Source organism: Solibacillus kalamii (genome assembly GCF_002174535.1).
Taxonomy (GTDB): Bacteria; Bacillota; Bacilli; order Bacillales_A; family Planococcaceae; genus Solibacillus; species Solibacillus silvestris.
Window position 1 is genome coordinate 40,922 of record NZ_NHNT01000003.1, and the last position, 21,499, is coordinate 62,420.

Here is a 21,499-nt window from a genome sequence, read left to right on the forward strand (position 1 = left end):
TTTACTCATAATTTGCGATAAATTTATCCAATTTCCTCAAACATTTCATCTGAAAAGCTATTGACGTATTATGATAGTTAGATAATTTCCAGAGTGTTAATGTTCTCCCCAATGATGACTAAATTCGGTTCCATTTTAATATATTCCGGCAGCCATTGGACCATTCCGTAAGCATACTGGAACAGCATTGGATTTTTGATTCCCTCAATCGGAACATAGCCTTTCATACGATAAACGGTATCCGGTAATGAACGAACCCAGTTTTCAAACTCTTCCTGTGTAAAGCTTGTATCAAATCGTACAAGTCGCGAGCCTAAATTGAAGCTTTCGCCAATACGTGCTGTCACAATATCATCTTTGGATACACGGGCAGTTGACTGGATATTTTGCAATAACTTTAATGGAACACGGCCATTTGTCGTTTGGAGGATGAATGCATTTGCATTAAACCCTTGCAATTCATAGACAACTTGCGCTTGTTCCGATTCCGTTAGTAAGTCCGTTTTATTTGCCAGTAACAGATGAGCATGACGAATTTGTTCCATAAAAAGAGAACGTACTTGTGGAGTAAGGTTTGATCTGTCCAACCATAACCGACTGTCCGCCACCGTCACAATTCCTTTAATATTCAACTTATCCGCAAATAAAGGCGAATAAACCGCATCCAGTGCTTCTACAGGGTGTGCAGCGCCTGTTGTTTCTATAATAAGGACATCAAATTCCTGATCGTGTAAAAGGGACTGGATTTGCGCTTCTGTTTTTTCTGCTCCACTGCAGCAAATACAGCCTTCCAACATTTCCTTCAATGGCACATCCTCTTCTACCGCCTGTGAATCAAATGGAAGCTTGCCTAATTCGTTCATAATAACAGCCGGCTTTAAATTGGCCTCCTTCAACTGGCGAATGACATTGGTTAACATGGACGTTTTGCCGCTCCCTAAAAATCCGCTAAATAAATATACATCCTTCATAAGTTCACTTCCTATAATAATGGGCTGGCAATAAAGTGTTTTTCACTTTTTACCAGCCCGCTTTTTTTTATTCGTTTGTCGTTTCTTCAGGTTTAATATCCAATAATTCTTTCGCTTTTAAGATTTGAGGATCTTCTGTTTTTAGCTTTTCGCTAATTGCATCCATTAAGGCATATGTTGTATCACCTGTTAAAATACCCGTAACTTCTAATTTATTATCTTGCTGATATGCTTTTAATGCAGCTTCAGTTGCTCCATCAAATTGTGTATCAACTTTACCTGGCTCATATCCCAATACTTCCAGGATACGTTCAGCTGTTTTGATGGAAGCATGATTTGCTGCTTTTTCATATTGCTGGTTCGGATCGATATAAGGTAAAGAAGCATAATCCGGGTAGTCAACTTTTACATCTGGTGCAATACCTTTTTCATTCACCCAATTGCCGTCTGGAGTTAACCATTTACCTGTTGTGAATTTTAAGTTTGCCCCGTCTTCCATATAAATGATTTCCTGCATTGTCCCTTTACCAAAGGAATTCAATCCTACAATTTGGGCACCTGCAGATTCTTTTAGTGCACCTGCTAAAATTTCAGATGCAGAAGCACTTCCTTCATCGATTAATACCGTTACCGGAAGATTATACTTAGAACGATTATCCGCAGTCACAATTTGAGGTGCTGCATCTCGTTCTTGAATTTGAACGATTGTTTTTCCTTCCTCAACAAACAAGTTTGAAATGTCGATTGCCGCCTTTAAATAGCCGCCTGGATTTTGACGAACATCTAAAACAATCCCTTTCATACCTTGTTTTTCATATTCAATTAGCAACTTTTCCAGTTCTACTGCTGTGTTTTCACTGAAAGAAGTGATTTGGAAGTGTGCAATACCTTCTTCATCAATATCGCCATACACCGTTTCTACCGGGATATCATCACGCACGATCGTCATATCAAAGCTCTCAGCATCTCCGCGTTGAATTGTCAAAGTGACTTCAGAACCTTTTTCACCACGAATCAGCAACACAGCTTCTGTAGAGCTCATGCCTTTGACGCTTTTCCCGTCAACCGCCAATACCATATCTTTCGGTTGTAAACCGGCTTTTTCGGCAGGCGTATTTTTAATTGGGGAAACAATCATTATATAACCATTTCGTTCTTGGATTTCCGCACCAATTCCTTGAAAACTAGAAGACAGGCTTTCATTAAATGAACTAGCCTCATCTTTATTCATATAATCAGAATAAGGGTCTCCCAATGCATCAAACATCCCGTTGATTGCACCATATACCACTTCTTCTTCATTTATGTCTTCATAATATTTTTGCTGAAGTGCATCATACGCATCATATAGTTTTTTGAATTCCGCCCGTTCCACCGGTTCTTTAACTTCTACAACTTTGTTTTCACCGAATGTTAACGCAAAAATTGTTAAACCGGCTGTACATAAAATTGTCAGGAAAATGACCATTATGAATGCAAATGGTTTCATGCGTAAATATTTTCCTGCCGGTTTAGTAATTTGCTCTTCGTTTAAACCGTTTTGATCCTCATCTCTTTTTTGTTCATCCATTTCAATTTCACCACTCTCATTTTTACACTGTCTGATGTCACACTATACCAATAATATCAGTTTACAAGCGACTAGAAAAGGATAGACGTTAATTTTTTTATTTCGTTTCATATTTAATAGAAAAAAGCAGCGATTTTCGCCATAACGCGGCATCGCTGCTTGATTTATTATTCTGTTTTAGCTTCATTTATAACTTCATTTGGTATATTGATCTCTTTTACTTCATCAAATTTCGAATAGACAATGTTCGCATCATTTTCAATCGTTGTTTCCTGGCCTTCGATATTTGTGACAATCTTGAGGTCCATATCCATTTCTTTTATATCAAATGTATCTTTTGCAACGACAATATTATATTGTGAATCTTCAAAGGTCATGTTCTCAAGAATTTCACCATTAACCTCCATTGATTCACCTAAGCTTGCCCCCATTTGTGAAACTATGAACTGTTTGAACTCATCCCCTTCAATGTTCAGTGTTAACAAATAATTCTCATCGTCCTGTTCAAAGCTGAAATCATCGATAAATTGCTCAAGCTGTTCAAGTTGTTCTGATGCATCTGCCTGGGCACCGGTTTGCGCTATTAATTGTTCATACTGCTCATCCGGCATTTTCAGCCATTCATTCGTATCGCCGTTCAACATGTAAAAGCCGTCTTCTTCGGTCATATACATTTCTATCGGCATATCCATTTTTTCATCGCCCATATCCATCTTAACGGTTCCTTTTGAATACATCGCCATCGGTTTTTGCTGTATATCCATTGCCAAGTTTGAATTGCTTGTAATTTCCATCGTTTGACCTTCCATAACGAAGCTCGTCACCTGATCCATCGTTGTTTCAGCATGAACACTTTTCAAATTTTGCTGGCGCTGCATGGCATTCTCATATACTTGCTGTAATGTTAAATTGGCTTCGCTATCTGTACCTTCAACCGGTTCTGCTGTATCTCCGCAGCCTGCAACTAGTGCAATCGATAATGTAGACATCGCGAATACGTATTGTTTTTTCAAATGATTTCAACCCTTCCTAGATAAACTTCTCCTATCCATACCCTAATTTGGTTTATTAATATCTTTAATTTGGAAATAAGATTAAATGAATTTTATTATGAATTGAAAATATTGTATGGATAGAGTGCATTTTTTAAGGAATGACGGATAAAATAAAAAGTGTCTACAGGCATAGACACTTTTTATTCTTCACCAATTTAACTTAATACCGTATTGTTCATTTAAGAACACATGCAATTCTTTGTAAGTGCAAAGGGCAATGCCGATGACAATTTCGTTTTCATTCATGTCTTTTTCGATTTTGAGGTTGTTATCAAAAATGTGAAAGTTCATCGGCAAAGCTCTAATATCCACACTAATGTTATGTGCGGCTTTGTTGCGCCAATAATTCAGCAACCATAAGTTTTCGAACAATTTTTGTTCGATTAAGCCTAATGCATAAACAGCATATACTTTAGTGCTGTAATTAGAACTCGCCATCGGGATATAAGTTGACTGATCCTTGAAGCTTCGTACTTTCGGCAGCTTTTCCTGAATCAAATGGTTAATGGCATTTTCACAAAACAGACTAACCGTGACAATATTCGCTAACGGATCCACTGTGCTTGAGATTCGATCAATAAATTTCTTTGCTACTTCCTGACTCATCCCCTCACTCCTTTTTACTTTTTTGGCCGTCATCTTATGTGCTTTAAAATTGTCGGTATCTCAGTTTGCCCACAACACAAATTCCATATGCCAAAGATTCGCTAAGAAAATTTTTTGGAATTTTTATACGCCATTCGTTAAGTACTAATGTGCTTTATAGGTATACATAAAAAAACACACCACAATTGTGATGTGCAAGAATAATTCATTATTTCGTGTACATCTACATTCGTCTATTTCCTCAACAATTTAATCTGGCGTTCCATTCTTTTATCTGCTTTATGATCACGAACTACCAAAATTGCATGTATAACTGCCGGAATCCATATTAAAAAACATAGAAAAAAGTTGATTAATGCTTGTATTGGTTTACCGCAAATTAATACAGCTAACGGTGGAAAGAAAATAGCTAATAAATACATCATGATGAGCACCTGCTTAATAATGTTTACTTTTAGCATTAGTCTACCCATTAATTTGTCCAGTATTATAATCATTTTCCTTTACTGAAATGATGTACGGTGCTTTTCAATTACCTTTATATAGAAAAAGTGCCTAACAAGTTATAACCTGTTAGGCACTTAACGTTATAAATTAACTTACAATACGTTGTTATTTTAATCCTGGATTGCCGCTTCCAACGCAATAACCATCATGTCATTGAACGTAGTTTGACGTTCTTCTGAAGTTGTTACTTCACCAGTTAGGATGTGGTCAGATACAGTTAAAACTGTTAAAGCCTGACGACCGAATTTCGCTGCTAATGTGTATAGTGCTGAAGTTTCCATTTCAACAGCTAATACGCCATATTGTGCTAATTTTTCGTTTTGTGCTTCATCAGAATAGAACATATCTGCCGTGAAGATATTCCCTACACGTACGTTTAAATTCGCTTCTTTTGCTGCATTATATGCTTTTAGTAATAAATCAAAGTCTGCAGTTGGTGCATAATCGATAGTTCCGCCGAACACAACTCGATTCATGTTTGAGTCTGTAGATGATGTTTGTGCAATAATAACGTCACGTACTTTCACGTCTTTTTGAATTGCACCACAAGTACCTACACGGATTAATTTTTGTACACCGTATTCTTGAATTAATTCAGTCGCGTAAATTGAAATCGATGGTACACCCATGCCTGTCCCTTGTACAGAAATGCGTTTTCCTTTATACGTACCTGTGTAGCCAAGAATATTACGTACTTCGTTGTATTGTACAACATCTTCTAAAAATGTTTCGGCAATATATTTTGCACGTAATGGATCTCCTGGTAATAGTACAATTTCTGCAATTTCGCCTTTTTTGGCATTAATATGAACGCTCATCAAAAAACCTCTTTTCATCATAATTCTTCTAAATTGTAAACGTTTTCGTATAAACATTCAATCGTTAGACGTCTTGCTTCACAAAAAAATTTGCATACAAAACAATATTTGGACAAAATAACGAATTTTTTACTATGATGCATCATAATTTCACTATACCCCATCTGGCGTATTACATGCAAAACATCACTTATATCGAAAATTTATTTTCATATAAATCCCATAATTGATCAAAAGCACCGATAGTCAAATATTCGTCGGATTGAAATTCAATATAATTCGTAAGTTCTTCAAAGCTATCGGACATTTTAGGAAAGGCGTGATCCAGAAACATGCTTTCAGCAAAACGCACCTTTTCATCCGACCATTCTCCCCCTCTATATGTTAGTGCAAAATGATAAAAAGATTTTTTCAAAATTTCCCCTCCTTTATACATTTTTTCTCAATATATAGTGAAAATTTACCATACATGTAGTAAAATAGTTAAATATAGAATTTTCAGAAAGTGGTGAATTATTTGCGAAATAACAATAAAACTAAACCTATTAAAGAAAAACTAAGGAAAAACCCTAGTAAACCGAAAGCCCTATTTCACTTCTTTCATCTCATACGAGGGAAAATTTTAATTGCTTTCACTATTTTAATGGCAATTATTATTTCTATGCAAATTTTATCGTATATCAATATAACAAACTTGGAAAAAAACTTGCGAGAATTTGCTGCAGAAAATTTAAAACAGCAGATGCATATTAATAATTTAGCTTCCGATATTGCAAAGCTATCAAGCCATGAGCAAACTTACTTAATTACAGGCGATGAAAAATTTCTTCAATTATATGAAGAGTCGAAGGAACGAATACATACAAACTTAACTTCTATTGAAACTTCATTTAAAAATCAGGACGAAGAACTGAAAATCTTAGGCTTAATACAACAGTTTTACACCAATTATTTATCCTTTTCTAAATCGACAATAGAAATCCGTCAAAAATATGGCTTTGAAAATGCCGCTAAACTTTTTGCGAATAGCGGAAGCCAAAATTTTAAAGGATATATTGATGAAAACACAGGGAAACTGATACAAATACTCGAACAGCGTAACGAAAAAACAATTTCGGAATTGGAACAATTTGCTTCCGCCTCTAAAATATCAATTTTTGCCTTATCAGGTTTTGCTGTAATTTTAACCATTTCATTAGGCTATATATTATCTAAATCGATTCGAAGAAATACGAAAAAGATCAATGAATCGATTCTGGAAATTGCACAGGCTGGCGGTGACTTAACACGTCGCGTAAATGTTAAAACAAAGGATGAATTTTCAATTATCGGAAATTCTACGAATATTCTAATCGAATCAATTTCGACATTGGTTAAACGGGTTTCAAACCTTGCTGAGAATGTATCCGGGAGTTCACAGGAATTAATGGCACTCGCAGATGAAAATGCTCGAACAATTGATTTCATTGCTGATTCTACGATGAAAATCGCGAGCGACAGCAGCGACATTCTAAACAGTATTGGAAGTGCCGGCAATGAAATGCAAAAATTGGAACAATCGATGCACGTATTAGACGAAAAAGCACGAGAGGTTCAGCAGGCTGCCTATGAAATGAAAGAAGCCGCGTATCAAGGAAGCAAATCGGTCACCCATTCATCAACCGTCATGCTCGAAATCGAAGAAACAATGGCATCGACCTCGGATACGGTGGAAAAATTGGGGGAAAAATCGAAAGATATCACCTCTATTATAAGTACAATTACAGCGATTTCTGAACAAACAAATTTACTTGCATTAAATGCGGCGATTGAGGCTGCACGGGCCGGTGAACATGGACGAGGATTTGCAGTTGTTGCAGCGGAAGTTCGAAAACTTGCCGAACAATCCCAAAAGGCTGCAAAGGAAGTATCGGCAATTGTAGGTTCGATTCAAACAGAGGTGAAGTCGATTATCGAACAAAACCACACGGGTGTTCAAAAAGTAATTCGTGGAGTGGAAGTGACAAATGAGACGACCGGTTCTTTACAAAATATATTAATGCAAACAGACAAAACTTCTGATATCTTAACACAGATGGTTGCTCAAATCGAACAAACATTAAATAATAGCCATGGTGTGACAACTTCATTTGTACATGTTGCCGCTATTGCGGATAATACTGCTGTCAATACAGAACGCAGTGCAGCTGCCGCATCTAAAGGTTCCGCTTCCATGGAAGAAATCAATGCATCCGCCGTTGAACTAGCTGCTCAAGCGGATCAGCTGCGAAGCGTTGTCAATGAATTCAAAATCTAATTGATAAATTAAAAAAATACAACTCGCTTATGAAATTCCATAAGCGAGTTGCTTTTATTCAAACAATGATTTATATTCACCGTAGCCTTCTTTTTCAAGGTCTTCAACCGGAATAAAGCGCAATGCTGCTGAGTTGATGCAATAACGCAATCCGCCCAATTGTTGCGGACCATCCGGGAATACGTGCCCTAAATGTGAATCAGCTGTTTTACTGCGTACTTCCACACGACGCATACCGTGTGATGTATCAAAATGCTCGGTAACTTCAACTTGTTCAATCGGCTTTGAAAATGATGGCCAGCCACAGCCAGCATCATATTTGTCTTTCGAGCTGAAAAGCGGCTTTCCTGATACAATATCCACATAGATACCATCTTCAAACACGTCATTGTATTCATTACGGAATGGTGGTTCCGTACCTTGATTTTGTGTAACATGATACTGCATCTCTGTTAACTCTTTTAATCGTTGTTCTTTATTCATTTATTTCGACCCCCAGTGTTTTTCAATAAATCCTGCACGTCCAGAACCAACCGAATAGCGTTCATAATGTGCCGGGTTCTTCTTAAAGTAGTGCTGATGATAATCTTCTGCTGCGTAAAATGGCTTTGCTTCCAGAATTTTAACGGCAATTGGTGATTTGAATTTTCCGCTAGCATCCAGTTTTGACTTGGATAATTCGGCAATCTGCTTTTGTACATCATCATGGTAAAAAATCGCCGTTGTGTATGATTCGCCTCGATCATAAAATTGACCGCCCGCATCTGTAGGATCGATCAGTGTCCAATAAAGTTCAACCAGTTTTTCATACGGATAAATTTCCGGATCAAACGTAATTTGGACTGCCTCAAGATGGCCTGTTGTTTCACTGCATACTTGCTCGTATGTCGGGTTTTCAACATGCCCGCCAGTGTAACCGGAAATGACTTCTATAATACCGGGCTGTTGATCAAACGGCTTTACCATACACCAAAAGCAGCCCCCTGCAAATGTTGCTTTTTCATACGCCATTAAAATTACCTCCTGTTTTACTTCGTTTGGTTTGGAATAACTACTTCCAATTCTATTTTATCATTCGCTAAATCGATTTCCTTCGCGCGCACCCGGGAACCACTTGCGATATTGATTCGTGACAGGTCCACATAAATTTCTTCGTCGTTTGGCTTCACCGTAATCCAATTAGGAAAATTAACCGCATCATCAATCATTTTCAGAACGGTTTTCGGAGGGATATTTACCTTGCCGACGTGGACAGCTTCTTGACTCAGAGTGATATTCCCGTTATTAACAACAGGAATGAAGTCCATCTGAATCGGCAAATCGATATTAAAGACAGTTAATGTACTGTATAAATAAATTTTATCGTCCACTGTCAGCTCTACCGGAACCGGTGACTGGTTCATAGCTTCCGATAAATATTGTTTTGCGATTGCTTCGAATTCTTTAGCTGTCGTTTCCACAGTCAATATATTACCCTCAATTGGGAGTGGCGGCTGTTCTGTTGCTTGTTCTACATCAGCAGTTATAAAGTAGAGCAATGTGGCGAATGAAATGAGTACTGCTCCAGCCAATAATAAAAATGCGATTTTCCATTTGTTCATCTTCTCACTCCTCAAATCCTAATAAACCGTCTGACATCTGCTCAATATCACATTGTTGCATTGATTCAATGATGCGTTTTGTCATACGATCATATCCCGTGCTATTCGGATGAAAGAAGTCTACATGATATACCATATCCTCATTTGATACAAATAAATCCTCTACAGAGACAAAACATGCATTTTCATCTGTTGCAGCAAGCTTTTCAATTTCATCATTCCACTCCGATATAATCGGATCGAAAGGTGTAATCTCATCTACTACGATCGAAAAAGGATTATAGAACCCAACTAATATAATCGGTACCTCAGGATTTACTTTACGAATTTCTGCAATAACCTGCTCGTAACGTTTAGCGAATTTTGGTAATTCCTTATCAAACATAGACTTTTTCATTGAAAACAAATTCTTTTTTACAATTTTCATCACATCATTACCGCCGAGCGTAATCGTTACCAAATTTGCTTTTTCCAGCTCTTCATCATAATGGCCATGCTTAAGTAAATTCAATAGTTGATTACTGCGTCTCCCATTTTTACCGCGATTATCAAGCTCTACTTCTTCTACCATCGGCCATTTTTCCAGCTCCTGCTGCAGACGAATCGTATAGCCATAATCTTGGGTTTCATCTCCAACACCCCTTGTTAGCGAATCACCTAATGCTAAATAAAAAACCGGTTGTGCATTTTCTTCCTTACGATCAGACCAGTCTAGTTGAAATACATCATTGATAATATCAAAAAAGCTCGTATTAATTGTTTCTTCGTTTTCGGCTTCTGTTTCTGATATAGACAAATCATTTTGTTCACCGGATGACTTGTCGGACTGTTGTGCTTCTTCTATTTGTGGGTCAATTGTAACGGAGCATGCGGACAAGAAAATGACAGCTAATGATGTGAGTAATAACCGCCACATGCAACTTCCCCCTTTTTACTTTGTTATTTCATTATAAAATATTTTCCTTATCTTTAGGAATGATATGCCTATAAAAATAGTGATATATCAGAAAATACTTTTTATTGCTTTACAAAAAAGGTAATTCTAAAGTTAAAATTCTTTAGAATTACCTTTTACCTATTCTGTATAATAAATAAAGCCGATTGCACCTTCACCCGTATGTGTACTGATAACCGGAGAAGTAAAGGCAACTTCCACTTGTCCTGTATAGCCTGCTGCTTTTACTTGTTCGATCAGCGGATTCACTAGAGTATCCATTGAATTCGCATGTGAGATGCCGACACCTGCTACTTTTTTACCTTGAGTATCCTTTTCAAATTCACTCATCAAATATTTCACTACTTGCTTATAGCTGCGTGGTTTCGCACAAATCGTCACTTCCCCAATATCCAAGTGACCAATTGGCTTAATATTCAGTAAAGAACTAACAACTGCCTTACCTTTTCCGATTCGGCCGCCCTTTACCATATTTTCTAACGTATCCAATGCAACAAAAAGACGTGTGTTTTCACGTACACGATTCACTCCGGCAACAATTTCCTCCACTGTAGCCCCTGCATTACGTAATCGGATTGCTTCACGAAGCTGGAATGCCAATCCAAAAGCAATATAACGTGAATCAATTACAGTTACGTCAGAATCACTCATTTGAGAAGCCTGATTCGCTGACTGATATGTACCGCTCATACTGCCTGTCATATGGATTGATATAATTCTAGATCCATCTTTACCGAGCTCGTCATATAGTTCTTTAAATGCACCAGGTGACGGTTGAGAACTTTTTGGAAGTTCTTTTGCTGTTTTTAATAATTTAATAAATGTATCCGGTTGCAAATTTACGCGATCTGTATACGTTTTTTCATCAATTTGTACTGTTAGTGGTACTACATGAATTCCATGTTCCTGAATTTCCGCGTCTGTTAAATCGCAAGTTGAATCTGTTACGATATGAATTTGACTCAAAGAAAACACATCCTTTTTCTATCTTCCTTACTATTATAAAGAAATCATATTTGTTTACCAATATGACATTTGTCATTGAAGAATGACCCCGTTTATCACGATTTACATATGACATATAGCAGTATAACATCATGACATCCATCTATCACGAATATTTTGGATAGGAACTATACTAATATAAAGGAGCGTGATGACACATGCACAATTTAGACGCATTTGACTATAAAAACTGGAAAGAAGAACTTTGGAATGCCATAACTCATGGTATAGGCCTTGCCATCAGTATACCTATTTGCATCCTATTAATTGTCCATTCAGCTGTAAACGGCACTGCGATACATATAACTTCCTACGCTATTTTTGGCTCTTCATTGATTTTGCTGTTTCTAATGTCGACATTATTACATAGTGTTCCGGAAAAATATAAACGGTTCTTTTCTATACTGGACCATTCTTCAATATATATATTGATTGCTGGTACCTATACCCCGTTTTTACTTATAGCAATCGGGGGCGTGACAGGCATTGTCATGCTATGCATTATCTGGTTTATTGCAATACTAGGCGTTGTGTTCAAATGTCTGTTCATTCATCGATTCGAAAAATTATCGTTGGTCCTATATATTTTCATGGGGTGGCTAATCATTTTCGCCATTCGACCATTATATGAATTTTTGACGTTTGATGGTTTTATGCTAATGCTCATTGGGGGGCTGCTATTTACATTTGGCGCGATTTTTTACGCTTGGACACGCCTTCCTTACAATCATGCAATATGGCATTTATTCGTTATCGCAGGCTGCGGATGTATGGTGGCTTGTATATATATCTACTTGATTTAAAAGAAAAGTACTTTGGGCATAATTCAAAAACGGCACTTTTCTCATGGAGAAAAGTGCCGTTTTTTCGCTATGCTTAAAAATTGATTTCCATTCCGGGACGCTTTCCGCGGGCACTGCCTGAGCCTGTAGTCTCAGGCTTCGTGCTGTTCCTGCAGGAATCGCCCTACATTCCAATCAATTTTTTACTTCTGTCACATCGTCCTTTTTTATAAATTTATTTTTCATAAATACAATACTGGAATGTATATCCTTCATCAGACTCGATTGGGTCGAGGCATGAGATTTGTTTCCAGTTATCGTATGACGGAAAATAAGTGTCCCCTTTAAAACTATGGTTGATGAATGTAATATATAACCGATCGGCAATGGCCATGGACTGCTCAAAAATTTGAGCACCACCAATGATCATCACTTCCGCTTCACCTTCAACAAGCACCAAAGCTTCTTCCAGACTACCTACTATTTCAATACCTTCTGCTGCAAAGTCTTTATTTCTTGTAATGACAATATTTCTACGTCCCGGTAACGGTCGGCCAATTGAATCATATGTTTTACGGCCCATAATCATCGGTTTTCCCATTGTCATTTCTTTAAAGTATTTCAAGTCTCCCGGTAAATACCACGGCAAATCGTTTTGATAGCCAATAACCCGTTTTTCATCATGTGCAACGATTAATGAAATCATCGTAATCCCCCTTTATACCGCAATCGGTGCTTTAATTGACGGATGCGGATGATAGCCTTCCAGCGAAATATCTTCCATTTCAAAATCAAAGATCGATTGCTTTTCTAAATTAAGCTTTAAGGCCGGCAATTGCTTCGGTTCACGTGCAAGCTGTTCTTTTACTTGTTCAAAGTGGTTTGAATAAATATGTGTATCAGCCATACTGTGCACAAACTCGCCTACCTCCAAACCACATTCATGGGCAATTAAATGCGTCAGCAATGCATAGCTCGCAATATTAAAAGGTACACCTAGGAATGTATCAGCACTGCGCTGTGTCAGCATACAGCTTAATTTACCGTCTGCCACGTAAAACTGGAACATCGCGTGACATGGTGGTAAAGCCGCTTTACTGCCTTTTCCTCCCGCATCGATTACATCTTCCGGATTCCAGGCATTCACGATAATTCGACGCGAATCCGGATTATGTTTAATTAAATCAATTGCATCTTGTAACTGATCGATTGATTCACCCTCTGAAGTTGTCCAATTGCGCCATTGTTTCCCGTAAACATTACCCAAATCCCCGTATTTTGAAGCAAATTCATCATCATGCAGCACGCGTTCGCAAAATGTAGAAAGCTCTGTTTGATACTGTACATTAAACGCTTCATCAACAAGTGAGCGTCGTCCAAAATCGCTCATATCAGGTCCGCCGTACTCTTCTGATTCTACCCATTTTTTAAATGCCCATTCGTCCCAAATATGGTTATTATTCTGCAGTAAATAGCGAATATTTGTATCCCCTTTTATAAACCAGAGAAGCTCACTTGCTACAAGTTTGAATGGTACACGCTTAGTCGTTAAGAGCGGAAAGCCTTCTTGTAAATTAAACCGCATCTGATAGCCGAAAACACTGCGTGTCCCTGTTCCTGTACGGTCAGATTTGTCGGTACCGTTGTCCAAAATATATTGCAATAAATTTAAATATGTATGATCTGCATGTGTCATTGTTTTCACTCCTAAAGAATGTTCTTCGTATATTATATAGAGTTATGTTGAGAAAAACACGCCAATCTGCAAAATCGCTCGAAAAGCCTACTTAGAGAATACTTACTGATTCAAATAAAACAATATGTATAAAAAAGAGTACAATAAAAGGCGCTACTCGTCTTTCGTCTGCTGAGTAGCGCCTTTAGTCAAATGTGTCTAAGTCATCGTATAGCTCAATCGTTTGCGTCAATTTTTATGTTGCCTCCCTAAGAATTGTTTTGTTGTTTTCCAGAATTTGAATCATTTGAAGTAAAATTTTTTCCTCAATTTTTTGAGTACCATTTACTTCTTTCGCAATAATTTTTGTTAACTCTAAAATTGTATTTACGTCGAGCTTATGTTTTTCCGCTAATTGGAATGCTCGCCCTAACTGACCGGTTATCATCGGCAGTCCTCCTTTTTACTATAGTATACAAATATTATACCTCGAGTTACATAAAAATTCACCTTTAAATTTTAAATTTTTTGTAAACAGATCAAAAAAATAAAGGGACACCTTTTTGTTGCATAGTAATAATATGATTAATTGTCGGATACTCTATTACCAACCTTAAATAAATAACTTTCACTGTATTTATTACGAAAACAGAACTATATATTTCCCACGTTAATTCTCCTGATATTAATTCCTTTTTTAATTATTTTTATTTTCAAAAGGACAATTTTATTCGTATTTTGATACATTTTCTTTTACAAAAAAAGAGTATAAACAAACGGTTACCGGGAAAAATACGAACAGAAATAGATACTTGAATTTCTTTCGTATGAGTATTTTGCATACAAAAGAATTTCTTTATCTAAAATAAAGGAGATGTTTTACATGGGAACATTATATAGAATTGCCCTTGTACTTGTAATTATTGGGGCAATTAACTGGGGACTTATTGGCTTTTTCAAATTTGATTTAGTCGCATCGTTATTTGGCGGCCAAACTGCCGGATTATCACGAATTATTTACGCACTCGTTGGTCTAGCAGGTCTTGCTTGTATTCCATTGCTAATGAAAAACCTTGATGAAGAGGACACTGCAACCGTTACGCATACAAGAACTTCCAACAGACCGAACTATAACATGGAAGCAGGAAAAGAAGCAGATTTCTCAGAATATTCTAAGCAAAAAAATAAAGACAACAATAACGAGAAATAACTCAACAAATGCAAAAGACCAGGCTCTTTAAAGAGTACCTGGTCTTTTGCATTTACCTTCTCTCCGCATATTCTTTTGCAATTTATAATAAACCCGTTATGATCTTTATCCATCCAAATATAGAGATCCATAATATAATACTTAAGATCAAGCCATTAAATAAACCTAAAAAAATCTGTTTTCCAAGATCACCACTCCCCTTAAATTAAAGGTTGGCAAATCACGGTTTATTTAAGCTTTTAATCGTTTGGTTTCTGTTGGTAATGGATGGAAATGAATATCCCAACAATTTGATTTGACTGCAATTTTCTAGGACTACCATTTAAGCTGTGTATTTTTCGGTCAAACAGAGTAATCGTTACCGATCTTAAGCATTTTTTTCTAAATAGCACCATGTGTATTTGTAATTTGGTTCTTACTTAGAATTCTTAAAATACAGCAAGAAAAACTAAGAGTTCTTAGAAGTATCAATGACAAACTAACTAAGTAGGCGTTTTAACGGCAATAAAAAATTCACAAAGTCTATTACATTTATCGGTACGTGAATTATTTTGTAAGATGCTACCTCTTCGTCTGACTCTTCAAAAGATGATTGCTAACCCCTACTGTAAGATATGCTCCAATGTTTTAAGTCAAAAAAAACACCCGGCAATATATGACGGGTGCAGCTTTTTGCTATGATAACCACTTAGGCGGTGTGTTTTTCGACCAGTAAATCTCGCCAAGGTCATAATGCTTTGAATAGTTGTCTTCAAACGTATGGTAGTGGAAATTGTAATAATAGCCATCAAAAGGACGATTCTCTGTTCGTACATGAAATCGAATTACGTCTGTTTTCGATTGACCGTCAACAATGTGGAAGATTTTTTCTGAATAATCTCCACTCGGTTTTTCGGAAACCGTTAAGTTACGCAGTTTTTCATCGCCAACTCGTTCCACTGTCATTGCAATAGCTTCCTCGATTTTCGGGAAAATATTCGTTTCAAATTGTTGTTCAATAACCGGTCCGACTTTTGTGCCAAATTTTATGTATGATTGTTCTTTTGCAGCTGACACAAAGTCATCGGTCGTTGGCAGCGGTTTTTCATCAACGATAATATCATCCAACTGATAGGCAGCTGAAATATGGTTGTCGCTTGGACGATCCAATACAGATTTATCAAGACGGTCTTCATCAAAATTTGCCCAAATTTCATGCTTTGGTGTAATTAAACCAAACGATAATAACGCGACGGAAACAACGAGAGATTTGTAGATCCATTTCTTCAAGTCTATCACCCACTTTTATTATGTATAATTTTAAAACGCTCTTACTAATATATACGAATATTATAACAAATAGTTTCATCTTTATTGTAATCATTGTACAATAAAAAAGGAAGATATTGTAGGTTATATTAAGGGAGGTTCTAAAAAATGGACATTGTTATGGGTCTTGGATTATTACTAATGCTTGGGTATATGACTTCTTTATGCTTCACGGACTAATAATTTTTTATGTGCCATCCAATAAGATTTGGATGGTTTTTAATTGGAAAATTGGACAAGGGGCCCCCAATTATTGGGGACCCCTTTAGTATTTAATAGATAGATTTATAAATAAATGAAAGTCTCAACCCGATCTTCCGGGGAATTTTTATTTTATTCGGAGTGCATAACTCCAGTTTTAACCGCGGTAAAATTCTACTAATCTCTTCTAACTTAAGCAACATAGTCCCAACCTGCTACTATGTCCTTGCAGCCCTGAAGCTTGCGCCAGTGTGAATAAGTATCTTCAAAAACACTAGCAGAAATGCCAATTCATTTATAGCACTATCTAAAATAGCACAAAAATAATCATAACACATATGTTCGTGTTTGTAAAATTTATTTGGGCCCGTGCAAATTTTCATAATGTCCGCTATACTTGAAAAATCGGAATTTAAAAGGAGTTATGTATAGATGAATGAAGTTGAAACAACATTATCAATCCAAATGAAACGGATGGCTGTTACACTGCTGGATATGCAGCATAGCCGTTTTGTATCTGCAAGTGAGACAATGGATTTATCCGCACTCCAATCTGAAGTGTATAATCAGTTCTTTGAATCATACATAGATGCTACATTGAATAGTCCTAAATCTGTTGCATGTAAATTTTTAGACCGTGACAATGATATTGTTACAAAAATGAACCGTTATGTAGAATATCCGGATGACACACACTTCTTATCACTGGCCAATGATTTATCAAATAAACTGTATCAAATTATGCAGACGGTATCGAACAGTAACGGTTCGGTATTTGTCGCGCATATTGAGCTGATTGGCGAAGATTATATTCTGCTGTTAAAGCTGGATCCTAAAGATGCTGTTCAGATCGACTTGGAAACATTACATTTGAAAACGATCGAAAATATTTTACCTGACGTATCAAGCCGTGTACAAAAGTGTGCACTTATTCGAATGGACTATGATCCGCTTGAAGAAAATGTTTATGTACTGGATAAGCAATCAGATGGCGAACCGGCGAAGTTTTTCATGGAAACTTTCTTGCAGGCTACTCCAATCGCATCCGACAAAAAGAAAACAAAAATGCTCATGAAGGAATTGTATGAGAAAATTGCGGAATCACTTAACGAAGAGCAGACTCCCCACCTTCAAAGAGCGATTGACGAGGAATTTGAACACGGCAAATATATTGAACTCGACGCATCAGTGCATAATATTTATGAAGCGATTGCACCTCCTGAGAATCGGGAAGATTTTGTTGAGCAAGGAGCCAAGCTATTTATCAATGAGTTCACCGACCGCAATCCCGACTTCACGCCTACTTTTGAAGTAAAACGCGATGATTTGCATGTTGTCTATAAATCAGTAGAAGGTGAAATCTTCTTCCGTTACGATAAAGGATTGGACAATATTGATGTTAAGCACGATCAAGTGAGTGGTACGTATACGATTACTGTACGTGACGCGGATACATTTGGATTTACGCTCCACAAAAAACCGCTATAAACTTTTTTTAAAACATTAAAGGGCTGTGTGAATTTTTCACACGGCCCTTTTCGTATATTACTTCGATGTTAATGCAATAAACTCCGCAACATCTTTTTCACAAAGTGCGATTCCTTTTAACCAGAAATCTTCTTTTGTTATGTCTTCACCTAAGTGCTTCATCGCCAACTCTTCAACTGTCATGACAGCCGTATCACGCAATAAGGCCATATACTTTTCTTCAAAGCCTTTCCCTTCTTCTTTTGCTTTCGCATAAATGCTTAATGAGAATAAATAACCGAACGTGTACGGGAAGTTATAGAAAGGTACACCAGTAATATAGAAGTGCATTTTAGAGGCCCAGAAGTGCGGATGTGTTTCGCCTAACCCGCCTGCATGTGCTTCAATTTGCGCTTCTTCCATAAGTTCGTTCAAGCGTTTCGTTGATACAATCCCTTTTTTGCGTTCCTCATAAAATCGAGTTTCAAACAAGTAACGCGCATGGATATTCATAAAGAATGCGACAGAACGCTGAATTTTATCTTCCAGTAATGCAATCTTTTCTTGTTCAGTTGTTGCTTCTTCGACCGCTGCATCTGCCACGATCATTTCAGCAAACGTTGAAGCCGTTTCAGCAACATTCATTGCATAGCGGCGGTTCAATGGATGAACAGGACGCAGTGCATAAGTATGGAAAGCATGTCCCAATTCATGTGCCAATGTTGAAACATTGGACATCGAACCCGAGTAAGTCATGAAAATACGTGATTGCTCAGATAATGGCATTCCTGTACAGAAACCGCCTGGACGTTTATTGTCACGGTCTTCCGCTTCAATCCAGCCATCTTCAAATGCTGTGCGTGCAAAGCTTTCCATTTCAGAACCAAAGCGTCCGAAATGCTTCAGAATAAATTCGGCACCATCATGATAAGACATTGTAGCTGTTGAATCCGTAACCGGCGCATCAAAGTCAAACCAGTCCAATTGTTCTGTACCTAACAGGTTTGCTTTATGCTGCAAATAACCGGCAAATGTCGCCTTACGAGATGTAATGGCACCCCACATAGCATCGATTGTTTCCTGCTTCATACGGTTAATTTGAAGCGGCTCTTTTGTTACCGAGTCCCAGCCGCGCTTTTTATAGACGGCTAATCGGAAACCAGCTAAATGGTTCAATGTTTTCGCGAAGAATTCTTCACGCTCTGTAAACACTTTTTCCAATGCATCAAATGCCGCTTTACGGACAGTTCGGTCTTTATGAGAACTTAAATTATTCGCTTGTCCAACAGAAAGTAATTTCTTTTCGCCATCCACTTCAACTTCCACTTTAATATCGCCGATCAGCATGTTGTAAAGCTGGCCCCAAGAACTGTACCCATCAACACCTAAAGCGGAAATTAGCGCTTCTTCTTCTTCAGATAAGGACTCTTTCGATTTTTCGCGCCATTCCGTCAAGATGAACTCGAATTGAGCTAATTCAGCTGTTTCCAATAATGCTTTAAAAGTTGCCTGATCGATCTTACCCAATTTTTGATTAAAACTTTCTAAAATCGGTGATGAATTTGCGGCTATACCAGATAATTGGCCTTGCAATAATAGTGCCTCGCGATCAGTTGTATCTTGTGCAGTCAAGCAAGAAAGCACTGCCCCTGCCTGAGAAATGTGCAGCATTACCTCTTTGATGCTTTCCAATATCGATTGGATTTCTAATGCAGCATCACTATTTTGTGGAACTTCAAATTTGTCAACTTTCTCTTTTAATACTTCTAGTTTAGGAGTCAAACTTTCAATATGCTCGATTAATTGTGGAGAAGCACTACCACCAGGGAAAAACACATCCAAATCCCAAACTTCAGGATATTTTACATTCACCATTTCATTACCCACTTTCTGAATTGTAGTTCAATTCTTATTTTACTAAAAAGTTAGTTAAAATGCTCGAAAATATTTCGGTTTTTGAAATAAAAAAGCTAGCCTGTATGTCGGCTAGCTACAAGATTATAATATCGGTGATAATAAACGCGAAACGGATTCTCGAACTTTCGTCCATGTTTTGCGTTCATCATATTGCTCCTTCGTTAATTCAAAACTCTCCTCAATATCGGCTTCAAACAGCTTCCTGCATTGTATCGCCAAATCGGCATCATATAGAATGGCGTTAATTTCAAAATTCAGGCTAAAACTTCGTACATCAATATTTGCGGTTCCAATTGTCGCCACTTCATCATCAATGACAATCATTTTTGCATGAAGGAAGCCTTTTTTATAACGATACACTCGACCGCCAACCTCCAATAAATCGCCGCTGTATGCTGAATTGGCTCCATATACAAAAGCATGATCGGTTACTTCAGGCGTCATGATACGCACATCAACACCTGATGAAGCAGCAATTTGTACCGCATGCATAAATGGCTCATCCGGAACAAAATACGGGGATTGAATATAAACATACTTTTTGGCACTTAAAATCATCCGAATATAGCTGTTTTTAATCGATTCAAAATCCGTATCTGGGCCGCTCGACACAATTTGAACAGGTGTATCCGAATCTACTGTAAATGACGGGAAATATCTTTGTTCGATTTCAGTCAGCTCTTCTTTTTTCGCCTGGTACCAGTCGAATAAAAAATGTGCCTGCATGTTGTAGACCGAATTGCCTTCTATTCTCAAATGGGTATCGCGCCAATACCCGATTTCATCATCCAGACAGGCATATTCATTTCCGACATTAAATCCACCGATATACCCGATCCTCCCATCAATAATAATGAGCTTCCGGTGATTTCGGAAATTGATACGCGGATTAAAGAGTTTAAAATAGGATGAAAAATATGCTTCTACCTGTCCACCGGCATCCGTTAACTTTTTCAGATCCTTTTTGCGTAATGTGCGCGACCCTAAATCATCGTACATCATCTGTACTTCGATACCTTCTTTTGCTTTTTTCACAAGTGCGTTAAATATACTTTTTCCGACATCATCCATTTTATATATGTAGTATTGAATATGAATGGTCTGTTTTGCATTTTCGATATCTTCAATAACCGAACGGAATTTCTCTTTCCCTTCTGACATTATTTTGACATCATTTTTCGAACTTAATAAAGAATGGTTATAATCAACGTTCATCTTGATTAACGCTTCATGCTTTTTTGTAATGGCATTGGGAAATTCATATGTTCCATCTTCCAGCGCATTCTTTTGTTCCTGGAATATTTCCAATGTTTCCTCCTGCTGTACTGCATGCCACCGCACAAAATGTTTTTTCTGTAAATTCCTACCGATCAGTAAATATAAAATAAAACCAAAAATCGGTAAGAAAAAGAGTACAAATAACCACGCCCATGTAGATGAGGCGCTTTTCCGGCTGATGAATATTAATACGAGGGCAAACACAATGTTCAAAGCAAACAAGGTGACGGTTAAAATACCAGTGACTGTCATGAAATTCATCTCTTTTCATAATTAA

Annotated in this window: 22 protein-coding genes; 4 read left to right on the plus strand and 18 right to left on the minus strand. The window is 37.3% G+C overall.

Annotation, left to right across the window (positions count from 1 at the left end):
- Window positions 1-77: 77 nt before the first annotated feature.
- The 7 genes from CBM15_RS07150 to CBM15_RS07180 all read right to left on the minus strand — a co-directional run bounded on the left by CBM15_RS07150 (window position 78) and on the right by CBM15_RS07180 (window position 5,942).
- A complete protein-coding gene (locus tag CBM15_RS07150) occupies window positions 78-971 on the minus strand; it encodes a CobW family GTP-binding protein (RefSeq protein WP_087616674.1) in 894 nt (297 codons plus the stop codon).
- A 67-nt stretch (window positions 972-1,038) separates the two neighbouring features.
- Complete coding sequence (locus CBM15_RS07155) at window positions 1,039-2,541, minus strand: lmo1851 family serine protease (protein ID WP_087616676.1); 1,503 nt, start codon at window positions 2,539-2,541, stop codon at window positions 1,039-1,041.
- A 167-nt stretch (window positions 2,542-2,708) separates the two neighbouring features.
- A complete protein-coding gene (locus CBM15_RS07160; protein WP_087616678.1) occupies window positions 2,709-3,554 on the minus strand; it encodes a DUF6612 family protein in 846 nt (281 codons plus the stop codon).
- A gap of 189 nt (window positions 3,555-3,743) precedes the next feature.
- Window positions 3,744-4,202, minus strand: a complete 459-nt coding sequence (locus tag CBM15_RS07165) for an RND transporter (RefSeq protein ID WP_087616681.1) — start codon at window positions 4,200-4,202, stop codon at window positions 3,744-3,746.
- 233 nt (window positions 4,203-4,435) lie between these two features.
- Window positions 4,436-4,663, minus strand: coding sequence for a YqaE/Pmp3 family membrane protein (locus CBM15_RS07170; RefSeq protein WP_420820143.1), 228 nt, complete (start codon window positions 4,661-4,663; stop codon window positions 4,436-4,438).
- A 156-nt stretch (window positions 4,664-4,819) separates the two neighbouring features.
- Complete coding sequence (deoD, locus tag CBM15_RS07175; RefSeq protein WP_087616683.1) at window positions 4,820-5,527, minus strand: purine-nucleoside phosphorylase; 708 nt, start codon at window positions 5,525-5,527, stop codon at window positions 4,820-4,822.
- Between the two features lie 190 nt (window positions 5,528-5,717).
- Window positions 5,718-5,942: a YozE family protein gene (locus CBM15_RS07180; protein ID WP_087616685.1), complete on the minus strand. Its 225-nt coding sequence runs from the start codon at window positions 5,940-5,942 to the stop codon at window positions 5,718-5,720.
- Window positions 5,943-6,035: 93 nt separating this feature from the next.
- Here CBM15_RS07180 and CBM15_RS07185 point away from each other — a divergent pair, with 93 nt between their 5' ends.
- Window positions 6,036-7,823 (plus strand): methyl-accepting chemotaxis protein, encoded by a 1,788-nt coding sequence (locus CBM15_RS07185; protein WP_087617000.1) that lies wholly within the window; start codon window positions 6,036-6,038, stop codon window positions 7,821-7,823.
- 54 nt (window positions 7,824-7,877) lie between these two features.
- Here CBM15_RS07185 and msrB read toward each other — a convergent pair whose 3' ends face one another.
- From msrB to CBM15_RS07210, 5 genes are all read right to left on the minus strand, one after another.
- The gene (gene msrB / locus CBM15_RS07190; RefSeq protein WP_087616687.1) at window positions 7,878-8,306 is read right to left on the minus strand and encodes a peptide-methionine (R)-S-oxide reductase MsrB; all 429 of its coding nucleotides are present in this window, start codon (window positions 8,304-8,306) and stop codon (window positions 7,878-7,880) included.
- Window positions 8,307-8,834 carry a peptide-methionine (S)-S-oxide reductase MsrA gene (gene msrA, locus CBM15_RS07195; protein ID WP_087616689.1) on the minus strand — a complete coding sequence of 176 codons (528 nt, stop codon included), beginning with the start codon at window positions 8,832-8,834 and terminating at the stop codon, window positions 8,307-8,309.
- 17 nt (window positions 8,835-8,851) lie between these two features.
- The gene (locus tag CBM15_RS07200; protein ID WP_087616692.1) at window positions 8,852-9,424 is read right to left on the minus strand and encodes a YpmS family protein; all 573 of its coding nucleotides are present in this window, start codon (window positions 9,422-9,424) and stop codon (window positions 8,852-8,854) included.
- A 4-nt stretch (window positions 9,425-9,428) separates the two neighbouring features.
- Window positions 9,429-10,340 (minus strand): GDSL-type esterase/lipase family protein, encoded by a 912-nt coding sequence (locus CBM15_RS07205; RefSeq protein ID WP_087616694.1) that lies wholly within the window; start codon window positions 10,338-10,340, stop codon window positions 9,429-9,431.
- Window positions 10,341-10,499: 159 nt separating this feature from the next.
- Window positions 10,500-11,345, minus strand: a complete 846-nt coding sequence (locus CBM15_RS07210) for a DegV family protein (protein WP_014823813.1) — start codon at window positions 11,343-11,345, stop codon at window positions 10,500-10,502.
- Window positions 11,346-11,542: 197 nt separating this feature from the next.
- On the opposite strand from CBM15_RS07210, the gene trhA reads away from it, so the two are divergent.
- Window positions 11,543-12,187, plus strand: a complete 645-nt coding sequence (trhA, locus tag CBM15_RS07215; protein ID WP_087616696.1) for a PAQR family membrane homeostasis protein TrhA — start codon at window positions 11,543-11,545, stop codon at window positions 12,185-12,187.
- Between the two features lie 214 nt (window positions 12,188-12,401).
- Here trhA and CBM15_RS07220 read toward each other — a convergent pair whose 3' ends face one another.
- The 3 genes from CBM15_RS07220 to CBM15_RS07230 all read right to left on the minus strand — a co-directional run bounded on the left by CBM15_RS07220 (window position 12,402) and on the right by CBM15_RS07230 (window position 14,289).
- The gene (locus CBM15_RS07220) at window positions 12,402-12,872 is read right to left on the minus strand and encodes a dihydrofolate reductase (RefSeq protein ID WP_087616699.1); all 471 of its coding nucleotides are present in this window, start codon (window positions 12,870-12,872) and stop codon (window positions 12,402-12,404) included.
- Window positions 12,873-12,884: 12 nt separating this feature from the next.
- Entirely contained in the window at window positions 12,885-13,862 is a 978-nt protein-coding gene (locus CBM15_RS07225) for a thymidylate synthase (protein ID WP_087616701.1), read from the minus strand.
- Window positions 13,863-14,097: 235 nt separating this feature from the next.
- Window positions 14,098-14,289: a hypothetical protein gene (locus CBM15_RS07230; protein ID WP_008407303.1), complete on the minus strand. Its 192-nt coding sequence runs from the start codon at window positions 14,287-14,289 to the stop codon at window positions 14,098-14,100.
- Between the two features lie 435 nt (window positions 14,290-14,724).
- Here CBM15_RS07230 and CBM15_RS07235 point away from each other — a divergent pair, with 435 nt between their 5' ends.
- Window positions 14,725-15,051, plus strand: a complete 327-nt coding sequence (locus tag CBM15_RS07235) for a DUF378 domain-containing protein (protein ID WP_008403624.1) — start codon at window positions 14,725-14,727, stop codon at window positions 15,049-15,051.
- Window positions 15,052-15,726: 675 nt separating this feature from the next.
- Here the strand turns inward: CBM15_RS07235 and CBM15_RS07240 are convergent.
- Window positions 15,727-16,320, minus strand: a complete 594-nt coding sequence (locus tag CBM15_RS07240; protein WP_087616703.1) for a YpjP family protein — start codon at window positions 16,318-16,320, stop codon at window positions 15,727-15,729.
- Between the two features lie 672 nt (window positions 16,321-16,992).
- Here CBM15_RS07240 and CBM15_RS07245 point away from each other — a divergent pair.
- Window positions 16,993-18,048 carry a nucleoid-associated protein gene (locus CBM15_RS07245; RefSeq protein ID WP_087616705.1) on the plus strand — a complete coding sequence of 352 codons (1,056 nt, stop codon included), beginning with the start codon at window positions 16,993-16,995 and terminating at the stop codon, window positions 18,046-18,048.
- A 57-nt stretch (window positions 18,049-18,105) separates the two neighbouring features.
- Here the strand turns inward: CBM15_RS07245 and CBM15_RS07250 are convergent, their stop codons facing one another.
- The gene (locus CBM15_RS07250) at window positions 18,106-19,902 is read right to left on the minus strand and encodes a M3 family oligoendopeptidase (protein WP_087616707.1); all 1,797 of its coding nucleotides are present in this window, start codon (window positions 19,900-19,902) and stop codon (window positions 18,106-18,108) included.
- A 123-nt stretch (window positions 19,903-20,025) separates the two neighbouring features.
- Window positions 20,026-21,474: a cardiolipin synthase gene (gene cls, locus CBM15_RS07255; protein WP_193433768.1), complete on the minus strand. Its 1,449-nt coding sequence runs from the start codon at window positions 21,472-21,474 to the stop codon at window positions 20,026-20,028.
- Window positions 21,475-21,499: the final 25 nt, after the last annotated feature.

Bases quoted from the DNA above. Each gene is read 5' to 3' on its own strand.
- CBM15_RS07150 (WP_087616674.1), bottom strand. From the start codon at position 971: ATGAAGGATGTATATTTATTTAGCGGATTTTTAGGGAGCGGCAAAACG.
- CBM15_RS07220 (WP_087616699.1), bottom strand. From the start codon at position 12,872: ATGATTTCATTAATCGTTGCACATGATGAAAAACGGGTTATTGGCTAT.
- msrB (WP_087616687.1), bottom strand. From the start codon at position 8,306: ATGAATAAAGAACAACGATTAAAAGAGTTAACAGAGATGCAGTATCAT.
- CBM15_RS07170 (WP_420820143.1), bottom strand. From the start codon at position 4,663: ATGCTAAAAGTAAACATTATTAAGCAGGTGCTCATCATGATGTATTTA.
- CBM15_RS07155 (WP_087616676.1), bottom strand. From the start codon at position 2,541: ATGGATGAACAAAAAAGAGATGAGGATCAAAACGGTTTAAACGAAGAG.
- CBM15_RS07200 (WP_087616692.1), bottom strand. From the start codon at position 9,424: ATGAACAAATGGAAAATCGCATTTTTATTATTGGCTGGAGCAGTACTC.
- CBM15_RS07165 (WP_087616681.1), bottom strand. From the start codon at position 4,202: ATGAGTCAGGAAGTAGCAAAGAAATTTATTGATCGAATCTCAAGCACA.
- CBM15_RS07225 (WP_087616701.1), bottom strand. From the start codon at position 13,862: ATGACACATGCAGATCATACATATTTAAATTTATTGCAATATATTTTG.
- deoD (WP_087616683.1), bottom strand. From the start codon at position 5,527: ATGAGCGTTCATATTAATGCCAAAAAAGGCGAAATTGCAGAAATTGTA.
- cls (WP_193433768.1), bottom strand. From the start codon at position 21,474: ATGACAGTCACTGGTATTTTAACCGTCACCTTGTTTGCTTTGAACATT.
- CBM15_RS07250 (WP_087616707.1), bottom strand. From the start codon at position 19,902: ATGGTGAATGTAAAATATCCTGAAGTTTGGGATTTGGATGTGTTTTTC.
- trhA (WP_087616696.1), top strand. From the start codon at position 11,543: ATGCACAATTTAGACGCATTTGACTATAAAAACTGGAAAGAAGAACTT.
- msrA (WP_087616689.1), bottom strand. From the start codon at position 8,834: ATGGCGTATGAAAAAGCAACATTTGCAGGGGGCTGCTTTTGGTGTATG.
- CBM15_RS07205 (WP_087616694.1), bottom strand. From the start codon at position 10,340: ATGTGGCGGTTATTACTCACATCATTAGCTGTCATTTTCTTGTCCGCA.
- CBM15_RS07230 (WP_008407303.1), bottom strand. From the start codon at position 14,289: ATGATAACCGGTCAGTTAGGGCGAGCATTCCAATTAGCGGAAAAACAT.
- CBM15_RS07245 (WP_087616705.1), top strand. From the start codon at position 16,993: ATGAATGAAGTTGAAACAACATTATCAATCCAAATGAAACGGATGGCT.
- CBM15_RS07235 (WP_008403624.1), top strand. From the start codon at position 14,725: ATGGGAACATTATATAGAATTGCCCTTGTACTTGTAATTATTGGGGCA.